Source organism: Halalkalibacterium ligniniphilum (genome assembly GCF_000334155.1).
GTDB classification, from domain to species: domain Bacteria; phylum Bacillota; class Bacilli; order Bacillales; family Bacillaceae_D; genus Halalkalibacterium; species Halalkalibacterium ligniniphilum.
In genome coordinates this window covers 22,588-37,765 of the sequence record NZ_ANNK01000065.1, presented here as the reverse complement: position 1 = coordinate 37,765, position 15,178 = coordinate 22,588, and the positions used below count along the sequence as shown (strand labels likewise).

The 15,178-nt window shown below is 42.0% G+C and carries 19 protein-coding genes and 1 riboswitch; of the genes, 6 read left to right on the top strand and 13 right to left on the bottom strand.

The features are described 5' to 3' along the window. The coding region (locus BLT_RS21540) for an aminotransferase class IV (protein ID WP_017726980.1) at positions 1-459 on the top strand (459 nt) is incomplete at its 5' end. Between the two features lie 28 nt (positions 460-487). Here the strand turns inward: BLT_RS21540 and BLT_RS0106485 are convergent. Continuing rightward, entirely contained in the window at positions 488-1,318 is an 831-nt protein-coding gene (locus BLT_RS0106485; RefSeq protein ID WP_017726979.1) for a lipoate--protein ligase family protein, read from the bottom strand. A 181-nt stretch (positions 1,319-1,499) separates the two neighbouring features. Here BLT_RS0106485 and BLT_RS0106480 point away from each other — a divergent pair, with 181 nt between their 5' ends. Further along, entirely contained in the window at positions 1,500-1,874 is a 375-nt protein-coding gene (locus BLT_RS0106480; RefSeq protein WP_017726978.1) for a rhodanese-like domain-containing protein, read from the top strand. Positions 1,875-2,103: 229 nt separating this feature from the next. Here BLT_RS0106480 and gcvPB read toward each other — a convergent pair whose 3' ends face one another. The 3 genes from gcvPB to gcvT are packed head-to-tail and all read right to left on the bottom strand — an operon-like array spanning position 2,104 to position 6,037. Then, entirely contained in the window at positions 2,104-3,570 is a 1,467-nt protein-coding gene (gene gcvPB / locus BLT_RS0106475) for an aminomethyl-transferring glycine dehydrogenase subunit GcvPB (RefSeq protein ID WP_017726977.1), read from the bottom strand. Beyond that, a complete protein-coding gene (gcvPA, locus tag BLT_RS0106470; RefSeq protein WP_026105015.1) occupies positions 3,567-4,910 on the bottom strand; it encodes an aminomethyl-transferring glycine dehydrogenase subunit GcvPA in 1,344 nt (447 codons plus the stop codon). Before gcvPA ends, gcvPB begins: the two co-directional genes overlap by 4 nt. Positions 4,911-4,930: 20 nt before the next feature. Further along, positions 4,931-6,037, bottom strand: a complete 1,107-nt coding sequence (gene gcvT, locus BLT_RS0106465; RefSeq protein WP_017726975.1) for a glycine cleavage system aminomethyltransferase GcvT — start codon at positions 6,035-6,037, stop codon at positions 4,931-4,933. Between the two features lie 355 nt (positions 6,038-6,392). After that, a riboswitch (glycine riboswitch) is annotated at positions 6,393-6,487 on the bottom strand. 196 nt (positions 6,488-6,683) lie between these two features. Between gcvT and BLT_RS0106455 the strand changes: the two genes are divergently transcribed. Further along, complete coding sequence (locus tag BLT_RS0106455; protein WP_017726974.1) at positions 6,684-8,363, top strand: DEAD/DEAH box helicase; 1,680 nt, start codon at positions 6,684-6,686, stop codon at positions 8,361-8,363. Next, positions 8,341-9,144: a YqhG family protein gene (locus tag BLT_RS0106450; protein WP_017726973.1), complete on the top strand. Its 804-nt coding sequence runs from the start codon at positions 8,341-8,343 to the stop codon at positions 9,142-9,144. Before BLT_RS0106455 ends, BLT_RS0106450 begins: the two co-directional genes overlap by 23 nt. A gap of 356 nt (positions 9,145-9,500) precedes the next feature. On the opposite strand, the gene BLT_RS0106445 is transcribed toward BLT_RS0106450, so the two are convergent. Beyond that, a complete protein-coding gene (locus BLT_RS0106445; RefSeq protein ID WP_017726972.1) occupies positions 9,501-9,683 on the bottom strand; it encodes a DUF2759 domain-containing protein in 183 nt (60 codons plus the stop codon). Positions 9,684-9,853: 170 nt separating this feature from the next. Beyond that, positions 9,854-10,363 carry a hypothetical protein gene (locus tag BLT_RS0106440; RefSeq protein WP_017726971.1) on the bottom strand — a complete coding sequence of 170 codons (510 nt, stop codon included), beginning with the start codon at positions 10,361-10,363 and terminating at the stop codon, positions 9,854-9,856. 77 nt (positions 10,364-10,440) lie between these two features. On the opposite strand from BLT_RS0106440, the gene BLT_RS0106435 reads away from it, so the two are divergent. Beyond that, positions 10,441-11,076 (top strand): MBL fold metallo-hydrolase, encoded by a 636-nt coding sequence (locus BLT_RS0106435; RefSeq protein WP_017726970.1) that lies wholly within the window; start codon positions 10,441-10,443, stop codon positions 11,074-11,076. Positions 11,077-11,191: 115 nt separating this feature from the next. Then, entirely contained in the window at positions 11,192-12,271 is a 1,080-nt protein-coding gene (locus tag BLT_RS21535; protein ID WP_017726969.1) for a class I SAM-dependent methyltransferase, read from the top strand. Between the two features lie 72 nt (positions 12,272-12,343). On the opposite strand, the gene BLT_RS0106425 is transcribed toward BLT_RS21535, so the two are convergent. The 7 genes from BLT_RS0106425 to comGC form a co-directional block, all read right to left on the bottom strand. Continuing rightward, positions 12,344-12,589: a DUF2626 domain-containing protein gene (locus BLT_RS0106425; protein ID WP_017726968.1), complete on the bottom strand. Its 246-nt coding sequence runs from the start codon at positions 12,587-12,589 to the stop codon at positions 12,344-12,346. Positions 12,590-12,989: 400 nt separating this feature from the next. Beyond that, positions 12,990-13,196, bottom strand: coding sequence for a YqzE family protein (locus BLT_RS0106420; protein WP_017726967.1), 207 nt, complete (start codon positions 13,194-13,196; stop codon positions 12,990-12,992). Positions 13,197-13,252: 56 nt separating this feature from the next. Then, positions 13,253-13,645: a competence type IV pilus minor pilin ComGG gene (comGG, locus tag BLT_RS0106415; protein ID WP_017726966.1), complete on the bottom strand. Its 393-nt coding sequence runs from the start codon at positions 13,643-13,645 to the stop codon at positions 13,253-13,255. After that, positions 13,638-14,108, bottom strand: a complete 471-nt coding sequence (locus BLT_RS0106410) for a competence type IV pilus minor pilin ComGF (protein ID WP_161603238.1) — start codon at positions 14,106-14,108, stop codon at positions 13,638-13,640. Before BLT_RS0106410 ends, comGG begins: the two co-directional genes overlap by 8 nt. Then, on the bottom strand, positions 14,080-14,406 hold the full coding sequence (locus BLT_RS23645; RefSeq protein ID WP_017726964.1) for a type II secretion system protein: 327 nt from the start codon (positions 14,404-14,406) through the stop codon (positions 14,080-14,082). The genes BLT_RS0106410 and BLT_RS23645 overlap by 29 nt, the downstream gene beginning before the upstream one ends. Next, the gene (gene comGD / locus BLT_RS0106400) at positions 14,393-14,836 is read right to left on the bottom strand and encodes a competence type IV pilus minor pilin ComGD (RefSeq protein WP_017726963.1); all 444 of its coding nucleotides are present in this window, start codon (positions 14,834-14,836) and stop codon (positions 14,393-14,395) included. The genes BLT_RS23645 and comGD overlap by 14 nt, the downstream gene beginning before the upstream one ends. Further along, positions 14,833-15,138: a competence type IV pilus major pilin ComGC gene (comGC, locus tag BLT_RS0106395; protein WP_017726962.1), complete on the bottom strand. Its 306-nt coding sequence runs from the start codon at positions 15,136-15,138 to the stop codon at positions 14,833-14,835. Before comGC ends, comGD begins: the two co-directional genes overlap by 4 nt. Between the last annotated feature and the right edge of the window lie 40 nt (positions 15,139-15,178).

Sequence of the window (15,178 nt, the reverse complement as noted above, 5' to 3'; positions counted from 1 at the left end):
GATGATATTCGCTGGCTTCGCTGCGATATTAAGTCCATTAACTTATTAGGAAACGTCTTAGCCAAACGGGAGGCTAGTGACCATAACTGTCATGAAGCCCTCTTACATCGAGATGGAACGGTTACAGAAGGTTCCTCTTCTAACTTGTTTCTTGTTAGCAACGATACGCTCTATACCCACCCAGCAACGAACTTAATCCTAAATGGCATTACGCGACAGCTTGTCATGAAGCTTGCCAATCAATTAGATCTTTCCGTTATCGAAGAGCCTTTTCCAAAAGAAGTACTAAAGGAAGCTGACGAAGCCTTTATTACAAGCACAACCATGGAAGTAATGCCAATCCGTACCATTCAAGGTGCTGAGCAAGCAACCTTTAACATCGGCCCTGTTACAAAGAAGCTCCAGCAAGCCTTTAACGAAGAAATTACCAGACAATGCCATACAGCTACAAAGCAGTGACCCAAGCGGTCACTGCTTTGTTTCATCGTTATTTGCGAAAGTTCCAAGCTTCCTGCTCATATCGGTCCTTTGCAATCCGCTGAACTTCCATTTCTTCTTCCTCCGACAATTGATAGGGCTCAAGCTGAATATTCAAGCCTTTTTCAAATCCTTTTTTAAAAGCGGCACGTGCCTCTTCAATAGTTAGAGGGGTGCTTCGCAATGCGTTAATGGCCACAGCTTTATTTTTAAAATTACGCTGCATTCGTTCACGCACCCGATCGCTGGAATAGAGAAACAAATCAAAAAGCTTATCCTCATCAATATCTAAAATAATTGAGCCATGCTGAAGAATGACGCCCTTTTGGCGAGTTTGAGCACTTCCTGCAACCTTTCGTCCTTCAACGACAAGCTCATACCAGGAAGGCGCATCAAAGCAAACGGCTGAACGAGGATTCTTTAATGCATCTTTCTCCTCCTGAGAACGAGGAACCGCAAAATAAGCATCAAGACCTACTTCCCGAAATCCTTCTAATATCCCTTGGGAAATGACACGATACGCTTCCGTTACGGTTGCTGGCATTTCTGGGTGGGCTTCTGAAACGATCACACTATAGGTAAGCTCTTTGTCGTGGAGAACTCCACGCCCTCCTGTCGGCCGGCGTACAAAGCCGAGACCGTACTTTTTTACAGCATCCAAATTGATTTCTTTTTTGACTTTCTGAAAATAGCCGATGGAAAGGGTCGGCGGGTCCCAGCCATAAAAGCGAATCGTCGGTGGAATTTTTCCTTTACTATGCCAATCAAGAAGCGCCTCATCCAACGCCATATTATAAGCAGGTGTTCGGCTTCCAGAGTCTATAAAACGCCATGTTTCCATAATCGGTCATCGCTTCTTTCTATTCTTTCTGTTCATTCTCTTCGCATCGTCTAGTGTAGCAAAATGTTTTGACCTCGCCAAGAGACTTGCTTTTTTTCCTACGCAACAATTGCTAATTCTTGCTTTGATGATTATAATTTAGGATGGAATGTAACTGTGCAAAAGGAGTGTAGAACGTTTTATGTTATATTTATGGCTCGTACTTATTGGTTTACTGACTTATCTTCTATTTAAGCGTTTGTATACACCAAAATATTTAAAGACATTAACGCAAGAAGAATTTATAAAAGGCTACCGGAAGGCACAATTGATTGATGTGAGAGAACCAAGGGAATATGAAGGAGGGCACATTTTAGGGGCGCGAAACATACCTCTTTCTCAATTACGTCAGCGCATAAAGGAAGTTCGTCCTGATCAGCCTGTCTACTTATACTGTCAATCAGGAGCAAGAAGCCGTCAAGCTGCGACAATTTTGAAGAAAAAGCAGAACGTCGAAGACCTTAATCATTTAAAAGGCGGCTTTCGAAAATGGACAGGTAAAATCAAAAAGAAATAAGAAAAGTTGAAGGAGCCTTGTTCCTCAGCGACAAGTGCTGGAAACCCTGACTCGAATACTTGTTTTGTTTTCATAGGTGGAGTAAGCGATCTCGAATCGCTTGCGCCTTGAGCTAAAAAGCTTTGAAGGATTATTTTCTTATCTTCTAACAAAAGCCTGAGCGTGATTTTCACGCTTCAGGCTTTTGTTTATTTTAATTGCTGAAGCAAATGATAAGAGGCAAAGCTTCTTAAGGTTCTGTTGGTTCGTAGCGCAATACAGGCTTTCTAGCGGCTAATGTTTCATCCAAGCGACCAATGACCGTTGTATGTGGCGCTTCTTGTACGATTTCAGGGTTTTCTTCTGCTTCTTTGGCAATCTGAATCATCGCCTCAATAAACTCATCTAACGTTTCCTTTGATTCTGTCTCTGTCGGTTCAATCATCATGCATTCCTCCACATTGAGCGGGAAATAGATGGTCGGTGGATGATAGCCAAAATCAAGCAATCGCTTCGCTATATCGAGTGTCCGAACCCCAAGTTTCTTTTGACGCTTTCCTGACAGAACAAACTCGTGCTTACAATGCTGTGTATACGGTAAATCAAAGTAAGGCGCCAAGCGACGCATCATATAATTGGCATTGAGAACAGCATATTCCGAAACTTGCTTTAGCCCCTCTGCTCCCATTGTGCGGATATAGGTATAGGCTCTTACATTTATGCCAAAGTTCCCGTAATACGGTTTCACACGACCGATGGAATCTGGACGGTTATCGTCTAATCGGTAGCTGTCTCCATCTTTCGTAATGACTGGCTTAGGTAAATAAGGAATTAAATCCTTTTTCACACCGACAGGACCAGAACCTGGACCTCCACCACCATGTGGACCGGTAAACGTTTTGTGCAGGTTTAGATGGACGACATCAAATCCCATATCTCCTGGACGGGCAATGCCTAAAATTGCATTGGAATTCGCCCCATCATAATAAAGCTTTCCTCCAGCTTGATGAATGATTGATGCCATTTCTACAATATTCGCCTCAAATAGACCAAGAGTATTTGGGTTTGTAAGCATGAGAGCAGCGGTATCCTCACCAACAACCTCACGTAAATGATCCAAATCAACCAATCCATTGTCATCGGTACGTACCGTCACTGATTCAAAGCCTGCAACGGTGGCAGACGCTGGGTTTGTCCCGTGAGCTGAGTCAGGGACAATCACCTTCGTCCGATTCCCCTCTCCGTTTGCTTCATGGTATGCACGAATCATCATCAAACCTGTCCATTCACCGTGAGCGCCGGCTGCAGGCTGAAGCGTCACTTCATCCATCCCTGTGATTTCTGCTAACGATGTTTGTAACTCATATAAAAGCTCCAATGCTCCTTGAACTTGCTCCTCAGGCTGGTACGGGTGAATATGAGCAAAGCCAGGATAGCGCGCAACATCTTCATTAATTTTTGGATTGTATTTCATTGTACATGAACCAAGTGGATAAAAGCCGGAGTCAACCCCGTGGTTTCGTTTTGATAATGCGGTATAGTGACGCATGATTTGAAGCTCAGAAACCTCAGGCAGTTCAGACTCTTTTTCGCGAAGAAACGCAGCTGGAATTAATTCGTCTATCGATTGTTCCGGGATATCAAGGTCTGGCAAGCTATGTCCGACACGGTCTGGCTTACTTAGTTCAAAAATGAGCGCTTGATTTTTCTCTGTCATATGAACACCCCCAATTCTTTTGCAAATTGATCAATTTCCTCTTTTGCTCGCACTTCTGTTACACAGATGAGCATGTGGTTTTTAAGCTTTTGATCGGTGATACCGAGATCATACCCGCCAATAAATCCACGCTTAAGTAAAGACTCGTTGACTTCTTTAATCGGCTTTGCAAGCTTTACAACAAATTCATTAAAGGAAGGCTGCTCATATGCAATCGTTACCCCATTTGCCTGTAGCTGCTTTTTCGCATAAGCTGCCTTTTGCAAGTTTTGCAAGGCCATTTCCTTCACACCCTTTTTCCCGATCGCTGTCATTGCTACTGATGCTGCAAGGGCATTAAGCGCTTGGTTCGAGCAAATGTTGGACGTCGCTTTTTCCCGACGAATGTGCTGCTCTCTCGCCTGAAGTGTCAAGACATAGCCACGCTGACCTTTTTCATCCGTTGTCTGTCCCACAAGTCGACCTGGAACCTTGCGCATCAGTTTTTTTGTTGTCGCAAAATAGCCACAATGAGGTCCCCCAAATTGTGTCGGGATTCCGAACGGCTGGGCATCACCAACCACGATGTCTGCCCCAAACTCACCTGGTGGCTTGAGTAAGCCAAGGGAAAGTGGGTTGCTTGAGACAACAAACATTGCTTTTCCCGAATGAGCCACCTGCTCAATTTCAGCTAACGGCTCTAAATGGCCAAAAAAATTCGGGTATTGAACAACGACACATGCTGTATCATCATCATAAGCTGCACGAAGCTGTTCAACATCTGTGACACCATTTGCTGTCTCAATTTCCACGACATCAAGTCGCTGGCCTTTTGCATTTGTTCTTAAGACATCTCGGGCTTCTGGATGGACAGCCTTAGAGACAAGAATCTTTGTCTTTTTTGTATGCCCTGCGCTCATCATCGCTGCTTCTGCCAGAGCTGTCGGACCATCATACATGGACGAGTTTGCCAAATCCATTCCTGTTAATTCCGCGATCATTGTTTGAAATTCAAAGATTGCCTGCAATTCGCCCTGGGAAATTTCCGGTTGGTATGGTGTGTACGCTGTATAAAATTCTGAGCGAGAGATTACATGGTCAACAATCGATGGGATGTAATGCTCATACACACCCGCCCCTAAAAAGGAAGGCTTTTGTTTAAGGTTGATATTTTTCGCTGCAATCGATTGAAAATAATCAATGAGCTGAGGCTCCTTTAATGCCTCTTTCATTTGTAAGCTCCCTTTAAAACGAATCTCTTTTGGAATATCTGAAAATAATGCTTCGATTGAATCGACACCAATCGCAGCAAGCATTTCACGCTTGTCTGCTTCGGTCATCGGCAAATATCGATGATTCATCTCCACGCTTACCTCCCCATTTAATTTGTTTTTTGTCGTTTGTAAAATGGTATGGTAACAACTTTTGCTTTTAATCGCTTTTTACGAATTTGTACGTCCACTTCCGTCTCAAGCTTTGTAAACTCAATGTCTAGAATCGCAAGACCGACATTTTTCTTCAACGTTGGAGATTGCGTTCCTGTTGTCACAAAACCTATTCTCTTATCACCGCTGTACACCTCATAACCTGTTCGTGGGATGCCTTTTTCGATCATTTCAAGACCAACAAGCCTTCGCTTAAGCCCAGCTTCCTTCTGCTTTTTTAAGGCCTCACGTCCGACAAAATCCACCTCTTTGTTCAGCTTGACCGCAAAACCAATACCTGCTTCAAGCGGCGAAATATCTCTTGATAATTCCTGTCCGTAAAGAGGGAGCTTAGCTTCAAATCGAAGTGTATCTCGTGCTCCTAATCCGCAGGGCATAACGCCTGCTTCTTTTCCAGCTTCAAGAATTTTTTGCCAAAGTCGCTTTGCATCTTCACGCTGGCAATAAAGCTCGAAGCCATCTTCTCCTGTATAGCCTGTCCGTGAGACAAGGGTTTTGACACCTGCCACGTCAACTTCATCTACAAAATGGAAAAATTGAATCGTACTCAAATCTGCATCCGTAAGTGTTTGCAAAACGATTTCTGCTTTCGGTCCTTGCAGAGCTAACTGAGCAATTTGATCTGAAACATTCGTAATCTCTACATCATCAATCGCATGAGCGTTCATCCACTGAACATCTTTTTCAATATTTGCAGCATTAATGACGAGCAAAAAATGATCCGAAGTACGCCGATAAATGAGCAGGTCATCGACAGTTCCACCATTTTCATCACACATGGCCGTATACTGTGCCTGACCATCAATTATCTTCCCTACATCATTTGTAACAAGCTTTTGCAAATACAATAAAGCATTTGGACCTTTTACCTCGACTTCACCCATATGAGACACATCAAATAGCCCAGCTTTCGTGCGAACGGCCTCATGTTCTTCCTTAATGCTAGAAAACTGTACAGGCAATGCCCAGCCTCCGAAGTCAATCGTCTTCCCACCATATTGTTGGTACACCTCATAAAGTGGTGTTTTTTTCAACTCGCTCATCTGCCTTCACTCCCCTTCATTCATTATTTTCATTCTTCACAATTTTTTAAATGAAGAATGCCGTTGCAGCCCTTTCTAATCTTAATCCATTCATTTTTAACCACAAAAACCTTCATGAGTGGCTCACTCTTCCCACTTGGATGGAAACAAGTCCGTCATGTCACGCTGAGCAACCTTTCAATGAAGGCGGTGTGAGTGGAAAGGCTTCAGCTCCCTCCCCTTTTCCACAAAAAAAGACAGAGATCTACACTCGCTGTGTAAATCTCTGTCCTTATACCAGAAAGTTTCTTTCTCATTTAAAAGAGAGAAATGTCTTCGTGGGTGGTCCGCTTTATGCAGACACTCTCCAGAGTTGCGTCGAACAAGAGTCTTTTTGCCTGAGAGATTCGCAACCTTGCTTGCTCCTTCGGCGCTGCGCACGACTCACGCAGTCTCTCCCCTTGTTTTCATCCGCCATTATGTGGTTTATGTCTAGATCACAATGTCATGATTTTGAGCAATTTTGCCTATACTACTAAATGAATGGCCTCATTTCTCCCAATTAATAAAACGGTTAAAATGTAAAAACGTGCCACGAATATAATAATATCCTACCAAGATGCCAACGTTCACGCAACACTTTCTTTTATGAAAGGATGAAAGGAACATGAACATCACGATTAACTTTGCGTCTGAATGGAAAAATAACTTTTTAAAAAAACTCGATGACGGGGGACCTTGGTCGAACTGGGAGCTTATTCAACTTGCCTATGAAGCTGAGCAGTATCAAGCGATCCCTGATTTTCATGGATTACAAGCACCGAAGCATCTCCCACAGCTTCAGCCCTTCCCCCATCAAATCGAGGTCGCTAAAACGGTCATTGAAAAAATGAATGGAAAAGCAATATTAGCAGATGAGGTCGGTCTCGGAAAAACGATTGAAGCAGGGTTAATTTTAAAGGAATATATGATTCGTGGGCTTGCAAAAAAAGTCCTGATTCTCGTTCCAGCCTCATTAGTTTCTCAATGGAGCTATGAGCTTGTATCAAAGTTTTACATCCCTGCTGTTGCCCAAAAAAAAGCCTACGTATGGGAGCAATACGATGTGGTTGTCGCATCCATCGATACAGCAAAGCGACAGCCTCATCGAGAAATCGTTTTAAATCAATCCTATGATCTAGTCATTATTGATGAAGCCCATAAGCTCAAGAACCCAAAAACGAAAAACTATGAGTTCATTAAACTCCTGAAAAAAAAGTTTTGTTTGCTTCTCACCGCAACTCCAGTCCAAAACAAGCTTGAAGAAATTTTTAATCTCGTTTCTCTCTTAAAACCTGGACACCTTGGTGATTTAACAAGCTTTGATAAGGAATATCGTTCAAATAAACGAACACCAAAAAATGAAGAAAAGCTAAAGGAGCTTGTCAACAAAGTGATGGTGCGAAACCGCCGAGACGAGACAGGAATAGAGTGGACAAAGCGAATCGTGAAGACGATTCCCATTACCTTTAGCGAGGGAGAACGGCGATTTTATGAGAAAATTTCTGCTTTAAAAAAGAACCCTGACATTATAACGAATCACTTTTCGCTGTTAACCTTGCAGCGGGAAATTTGTAGCAGTCGAGAAGCAGCCTTTATGACGCTTAAAAACATGCTCGATAAAGCCACCCAAGACGGAAATCCATCACCAATTTTACACGAACTTTTGATGCAGATTGGAGAGATTGAAGGCCATGCGAAGGCAGAAAAGGCTCTCGAATTGATTCAAGCAATTGGAGACAAAGTCATTATTTTCACAGAATACCGTGCCACTCAGCTTTACTTACAGTGGTACTTAAAACAGCATGGCATATCCTCCGTACCATTTCGCGGTGGCTTCAAACGTGGCAAAAAGGATTGGATGCGGCAGCTGTTTCAGAATCACGCACAGGTTCTCATTGCAACGGAAGCTGGTGGAGAAGGGATCAACCTTCAATTTTGTAGTCATATTATTAACTACGATCTCCCTTGGAATCCAATGCGAATTGAACAGAGGATTGGGAGAATTCATCGCTTAGGACAAAAAGAGGATGTCCACATCTACAATTTTGCTGTAAACAATACAGTGGAACAACATATTTTGCAGCTTCTTTATGAAAAAATTAATTTGTTCGAATCCGTGATCGGGGAATTGGATGAGATTTTAACGCGAATGGAGCTTTCGTCCATTGAAGAACATGTCAATGACATTATGCTCCACTCTGATTCTGAAGGCGAAATTCGTATAAAGCTAGACCACTTATCGGCCATCATGAATGAGACAGCAAAGAAAGAGGAGACAGACCATGCAGCAGCATCAACTTCATAATTATTTGCGTCGGTATTTCATCGCCAATGATAGTGCAGTGGTGAGAGAGTCAGGAAGTCATTTAGAAATTCAGCTTTCGATTGAGATGGATAAGCTGTTAATGAACCGTCCATTTTACTGGCATTATCTTGAGAAGACTGGAGGTATTCCCCAACCGCTAAAATTAACCTTAATTACAAACCAAGCGACTGCACCTGCTGATCTAAAAGGAGAGCCGATTCATTTTGGCGCTCCTCGCCTTCATCAAATCTTTCAGTCAACGAGAGAGCTTGGAGGATATATTCACTTATACGAAAACGTTCAAGCAAATGGAAATCAGTCGATCCCTCTTCATCCATGGCTTTGTCTAAATGCGAAAATTTCATTTCAATGTGATCGAAAAAAAGAGGTCCTCCTTTCTTTAGGTTTAAACCTGATTCACGGTCAGATTGTTCAACAATTTTTCAATCGTCTTCAAGCAATCAATTTTTCACAAAAAATCCCAGACTATTGCTTTAGCTTATCCCCTTTGATTAAAACGCAAAGTGGAATCATTCGCTTAGAGAAAATGATTCAAGCCTATGCTGAGAGTGAAGACCCTAAGTGGGCAGAAGATGCGATTAAGCGCTGGGAAGAGGATCTGCACTTACTTGAACGTTTTTACGAACATGTGGAAGATAAACCTGAAAGCTATGAGTTGGAAAAAACAGCCTTACAAGAGCAATACGAGCCACGGATTGAAGTTGAGATCATAAATGGGGGGATTTTTTATTTGCAGCAGCAGGTGTTTTCAAATCAATGAGAAAACGAGGAAAGCACGCTCGATTTTATGCTAGCATAAACAAAGAGGCTGGGACATAACGAACGTGTATGATTGAAAATGCGAACAATGCACAGCCTTAGCGAAGGAAATAGACGTAGACTCTGCGGAAAGCGAAGGATATTTCCGAAGCGAAGGCTATGCAGCAACGATCATGACGTTCAGATTTCTCATTAATAAAAACTCTTTTGTCCCAGCCCCGTTCTTAGGGAAAGCCTTAGTTGCAGTTATGCTTTGGCCTTCAAATTTTTAACTGCGTCGATAAACTCCGATGTTAATAAAAATTATAATTTCTTAACGTACAAAAAAGGACTGCCCATTGATGACAGTCCTTTCTTTTATACTGGAGCGCCTTGCCCCGTTGTAATGATGGAGATGATGGTCATTACTGAGAACCAACCAAATACAAGAAATGATATTGCAGCAAAACCAACAGCAAAGAAGTTTTTCTTACGTAATTCACGAACAACAGCTAGTCCACTAAGTGCTGCAACCAATAAAAGTGTAATCGATAAAAACATGCTGACTCCCCCTCCTTATGTATGTACTACCCATAATGCATAATGATTTCGTACTTTCATTATAAATGGCTTTGAGGTACGTTTTCACTGTCAAATTTGTCGAAGCTGTAACAAAACGAACCTCATGTTTTTAGTTTGGGCATTTTCTTCTCATTTTACTCGTTGTTTGTTCATTTGTCGAGATGCAAAGAAAGATTCTTGTCAAATTGAATGTCCATCTTATAAGCCCTTGCATAACCTGCCACAAGCTCTGCCTTGTCTCGTTCAACGAAAAAAATTCCTTTCGCATTCTCAGGTGATTGGTCAATCGCAATTAGATTTTCCTCGAGCTGAAGCTGAAACATTTCCTGCTGCACGTCCTCTCCGCCTTCAATTGTTAAACCGGTGACAAGTTCTAAAAACAAATAAATAGCCTCATGCTTTGAAGAAAAAAAGCCATAATCTTGAATATCCTCAAAGCGCGGATCCCAGGATGAGATCTGTACAAGGGGATGGACCTCGATAATCGAGGAAGCAGCCCATTTTTTCACTGCTTCTACTTCGTCGACAGCTTCAACAACTACCATCCCATTCACCACATCTAATATGGTAACAGAAGGCTGATATGACGTAAGACGTTCAGTTATTTCTAGGCCATGCCTTTCACATGTTTTTAGTTCAATTCCGTAACAACGTTTCATCGACAACATCCTTTTTGAAAGATTATACGTGACCGTGTAATATATAGGAATAGACGAAGATAAATGGAGGAGATACAATGCCTTGGAAACAGATCCCTTTAGGTCCACTTCAAACAAATGCCTACGTGTTGATGAATGAGCAAAAGGAAGCGGTTATTTTTGATCCTGGTGGCAATGGAACAGAATTTATTGAATGGTTAAAAAGCCAAAGCATCACCCCACTCGCCATTCTTTTAACCCATGCCCATTTTGATCATATTGGTGCTGTAGATGATGTCCGTCATGAATTTAACATTCCGGTTTACCTCCACAAAGAGGAAGCAGATTGGCTTACAGATGGTTCAAAAAACCGTTCAGCTTTTTTTCTTTCTGACGGAGAAATCGTTGTCAAACCAGCTGATCACATCATAACAGAAGAGGACTCCCTGCAGATTGGTTCATTCACATTCTCTGTGCTTGAAACACCAGGACATTCACCAGGTAGTGTTTCATTTTATTATGAAAAAGAAGGGATCGTTTTTTCTGGTGATGCCTTGTTCGCAAGCAGCATAGGACGGACCGATCTCCCAGGTGGCGACCATCAACAGCTTTTACAAAGCATTCATGACAAGCTTCTTGAATTGCCTGAAGAAACCATTGTTGCTTGCGGCCACGGTCCAACGACGACCATTGGACAAGAGATGGATAGCAACCCCTTTTTATCAGGCTTCTAATCTTAAGGAGACCTGCTAGCTGCAGGCTCCTTTTCTTCTTTCTTACGAAAACAGGAAGCTTGCGTCTTCATCTCGAAGCTGTAGGAACACGACTTAAGTAGAAAGGATGTCATTCATGGTTCCTGCCTGGCTGAAAGCTTATTTTCACTCCGCACCGAACAACCAGCTTTCCTATGCAAAGTTTATCGCACTTTGTTTATATGAACCACAGCACGGCTACTATATGAAGCCACGAAAAAAACTAGGGAAACAGGGAGATTTCTATACCTCCCCTTATGTTCATGCTGTATTTGCCGAAGTTGTCGCTGATCATGTTTTTACGCACATACAAGCGCACAAGCTCCCTGCCCAAATTTTAGAATGGGGAGCTGGCGATGGCCAATTTGCCGAGCATTTTCTTACCTATTGGGAATCTTGTTATGAAACGCTTTTCCCCCTTAGCTATTCGATCATTGAAACGAGTTCCTATCATCGGCAGCTCCTAGCTGAACGTTTTTCCAATAAAACCAATGTAAGAATTGCACAGTCACTCTCCCATTTGAAAGAACATTACCCAAGCTACGAAGGCATCATTCTTTCAAATGAGCTTTTCGATGCATTTCCTGTTCATGTTGTGCAGCAAATCGACAACAAGCTATATGAAATTCAAGTCGCTATTCAAGAGGACAAGCTCGTTGAAGTCGTTGTGCCATGCACAAATAAACAACTCCTCCATTGGCTTCATACATACTATCCACCTTTAAAAAATGGTCAACGACTTGAACTTTCACTTGGTGTAGAGTCTTGGTACAAAGAGGTAACAGAATGGCTTTCTGTCGGCTTTATCTATTCGTTTGATTATGGGTATACGAATGCTGAGCTTTGGGAGCCGCAACATTTCAACGGCAGTTTAAGGGGCTATTATCAGCACAAGCTCATTCCAAACCCACTATGTCATCCTGGTGATATGGACTTAACCCATCATATACACTTTGACACCTTGCAAAGGGTTGGCAGTTCATTCGGGCTACAATCGGAACCGTGGCTTAGCCAACGACAGTTTCTCCTGGTGAATGGCATTTTGAATAAGGTCGTAAGCCAACTGAATGCCGATCCCTTTAGCAAAGGTGCAAAACGAAATCGCGCCATTCATTCCTTTCTTACAGGAGGTTTTAGCGATTCGTTTCGTCTGCTTATTCAATCGAAACTTCCATAGCATCTGAGTTTTATATGAAAAAAAAAACCATCAACCAAAAGGCCAATGGTTTTTTTCGTATGTAGCCGAGAATTAATGGCCGCCAAAGCTTGGAACCAATAAGAACGTTGAGTAATACGTAAATCCGATAAAAAAGATTGTTAAGTACGCACCAAAAATGTAAATATACGTACGTTCAGATAGGTTTAAATAGCTTAGTGCTAATAATGCCCCCGTTTGTGCAAAGAAAAGCAAAGCTATATTAAACATGTCGCCTACAAAGAACAAGACGGCAAAAATTCCAGTCCAGAATGCCATGACGCGATACATCCGGTCCATGTTGTTCCCCTCCTTCGTCCACATTTCAGTTTGCACATCATTTACTTTTGATACCGTGCAGATAATCAATCGATATAGTACAGGTCTATTATATATGAGACCCTGTTTGCTTGTAAATGCTTGAACCATGTCAAATCTGTGTCTGCACGTCACAATCTTTACATTTTGTAAGTTCTAATAGGGTTCCCTTGCTTTTTGATTTGAATAAAACAAGCCTGCTTGGCTCATCCTTATTATGCCCATGTCTAAAATGATAAGCAAGCGATGCTAGGCACTGGAAACGCTGCAGGAGGAGTTAAAGCAGCCTCAAGCCGTTGGCGCCTGTAGCTAGACAGCTTTACCATTATATCCTTTCATATCTTTCGAAAAAAGAGGACGCACCCCTCAAATGAGGGATACGTTACCCTTCCCCTTTTATCGTTTTTCGAAGCTTTGATTTTTTCCAGGCTACCCCTAGCGCAAGGGGGATAACACCAAAAGCCTCGTTCATCAGTGGTGAACGCTCGGCCTTTTTTTCTTCACGTATCGCTTTGCGCTCCTCAGCTGGCTGATCCAAATGCTTGACAATCTGCTCGGTTGCAAACTTGACCAAGTCTTGAAACGACATTTAACTCACCTTCTTCTCATCCTCTCCTTTATCAGCTTGTCCTCTTTTTAGCTTCTCTATTCCCGATTTGGACGAGTCACTTCCCAATACTCCGTCATCCTTTGATTGTTGAGATGATACAAAAAGACGACCGTTTTTCTTTGTCCCCTCTCCAAAACTGCTCGTAAAGTAACAGTAACTTGATTCTCCACACCATTATTTTCATTTATTGAGAAGGATACCTCACCATATTTATAGGTCAATAATCCATCATTCATTTCACCTCTGCTCAAATTCTCAATGACATCCACCGTTGAAACTTGAATGATCGATTCAAGCTGTAAAAGGAACTCCTGCTGGTGGATCGATCTTTTTTCTAACAAAAAAACGTCTGCCAAATAAAAGGACATTCCTGTAAGCAAGCTCATGATGAAAAGAGTAAGCGGAAAAATAAACCCTCGTTCATACATCAGCATCAGCACCCTGGACCCCTAGCTTATAAAAGGGTGCAAGCTGACGTTGAAAGCTCTGCCCTTTAAGGTCCGTGATTGTACAAGTAGTAAAAGAGGCAGTGGGATTGCATTGAAAACTTCCTACGCCAAACAATACCATTTCTTGACCCTTTTGATTTACTTGCCTACGAATTCTTTCACCTTGAATGTACTCATACGTAACCAATGTGCCATCCCCTTTTCGTAAAGACAGTTTATGATGATGAAAATTGATATCAACAGATTCATTCGCTTCATGGACTAATTGGTTTAAAAAAATTCTTGCTTCGTTTCTGGAAATCGTTTGATTATCGGGAGGAAGTAGAAGTAGGCTAAGAAAAAGTGGGGATAACGTAAGAAGCATCATCACAAACGAGAGGGATAAGAGCATTTCAGCTAAGGTAAAACCTTGATTATCTTTTCGCAAGGAGACATACTTCATCCTTTCTCTCATTTTTTCCTGTCCATTGAACACAAAGCTCGAACGTTTCGTTTTGGAGGGAATGACGTGTAAACTCATACACCGTATCGTTCACTTGAATGACAGAGGGAAATTCACCGAAGTGTAAAAACTGTTGCCCGGCTTCTTCAAGAACCTTGAGTCCATCGCTGTGTCGTTGAATCGCTTTTGTTTCCTCATGTATCCACAGAAAAGCAGGAAATATGAACATTGTTGCAATCGTTAGGCAAAATAAAGCGAGCAGCACCTCAAGCAAAGAATAGCCTTTAGCGTTCAACATACGTTACTCTCCCTTTTCCAATTTGAACCGTGTATCGATAGGTTTTATTAGCAATGAGAAGATCAAGCGTACCAGAACGTGCTGCATTTCCATTCGCATTAAACTCGATTCCTAAATTTCCAAGTGTAACTGCAGCAAATTCCATATCCTCTCGAAGGTAATCACGCTTTACATAAACCTCTAAAGCCGTATGGCGCAATTCATAGTAACCTTGCCGATTGTTAAAGAAAATGGAAACGGTTTTTCCTTCCGTCATAGCGAGATGTTGAGCATACAAAATGTCTTCTTTGAATAAGCGAGCGACGTAATCAGCTTGTCTTGAGTCTTGAATGGTTTGAAAAGAAAAAAGAGGGATACTTACAAGGATGGTGAGCACCATGAAAGCAATGAGGGTTTCTACAAGGGTATAGCCATTCGGGGTTTGCTTCATTCTCGTTTCATTACTACTCCATTTACTAGGTCAAGGGCTTCATTGTTAGGACAAGTAATACGTTCCACGTAATTAGACGCTTTAAGCTCTTCCAAAGAGCTTACCTTTTGATTGTGTTCAATTTCATACGCTTGCACCTGTGTTTGTAGCAATTTTATCGTTGCTTCACACCCTTTTTCGCTGGCAACATCATTGTTTTTTGTCATGTTTGGGATCGATACCAACAATAAAATGGAAATGATCATTAAGACTATCATCATTTCGATCAGCGTGAAGCCCGATTGATTGGACCGTAATTTCAAATACGAACACACTCCTTTCGTTTTTCTACCATTTAGCTGG

Coding starts and splice junctions, on each gene's coding strand:
- BLT_RS0106455 (WP_017726974.1), top strand. CDS start 6,684: ATGAACATCACGATTAACTTTGCGTCTGAATGGAAAAATAACTTTTTA.
- BLT_RS0106410 (WP_161603238.1), bottom strand. CDS start 14,108: ATGAAGTATGTCTCCTTGCGAAAAGATAATCAAGGTTTTACCTTAGCT.
- gcvPA (WP_026105015.1), bottom strand. CDS start 4,910: ATGAATCATCGATATTTGCCGATGACCGAAGCAGACAAGCGTGAAATG.
- gcvPB (WP_017726977.1), bottom strand. CDS start 3,570: ATGACAGAGAAAAATCAAGCGCTCATTTTTGAACTAAGTAAGCCAGAC.
- BLT_RS0106480 (WP_017726978.1), top strand. CDS start 1,500: ATGTTATATTTATGGCTCGTACTTATTGGTTTACTGACTTATCTTCTA.
- BLT_RS0106425 (WP_017726968.1), bottom strand. CDS start 12,589: ATGGACCGGATGTATCGCGTCATGGCATTCTGGACTGGAATTTTTGCC.
- comGD (WP_017726963.1), bottom strand. CDS start 14,836: ATGAAGCAAACCCCGAATGGCTATACCCTTGTAGAAACCCTCATTGCT.
- BLT_RS21535 (WP_017726969.1), top strand. CDS start 11,192: ATGGTTCCTGCCTGGCTGAAAGCTTATTTTCACTCCGCACCGAACAAC.
- BLT_RS0106440 (WP_017726971.1), bottom strand. CDS start 10,363: ATGAAACGTTGTTACGGAATTGAACTAAAAACATGTGAAAGGCATGGC.
- BLT_RS0106445 (WP_017726972.1), bottom strand. CDS start 9,683: ATGTTTTTATCGATTACACTTTTATTGGTTGCAGCACTTAGTGGACTA.
- comGG (WP_017726966.1), bottom strand. CDS start 13,645: ATGTATGAACGAGGGTTTATTTTTCCGCTTACTCTTTTCATCATGAGC.
- BLT_RS23645 (WP_017726964.1), bottom strand. CDS start 14,406: ATGTTGAACGCTAAAGGCTATTCTTTGCTTGAGGTGCTGCTCGCTTTA.
- BLT_RS0106450 (WP_017726973.1), top strand. CDS start 8,341: ATGCAGCAGCATCAACTTCATAATTATTTGCGTCGGTATTTCATCGCC.
- BLT_RS0106435 (WP_017726970.1), top strand. CDS start 10,441: ATGCCTTGGAAACAGATCCCTTTAGGTCCACTTCAAACAAATGCCTAC.
- BLT_RS0106485 (WP_017726979.1), bottom strand. CDS start 1,318: ATGGAAACATGGCGTTTTATAGACTCTGGAAGCCGAACACCTGCTTAT.
- gcvT (WP_017726975.1), bottom strand. CDS start 6,037: ATGAGCGAGTTGAAAAAAACACCACTTTATGAGGTGTACCAACAATAT.
- BLT_RS0106420 (WP_017726967.1), bottom strand. CDS start 13,196: ATGTCGTTTCAAGACTTGGTCAAGTTTGCAACCGAGCAGATTGTCAAG.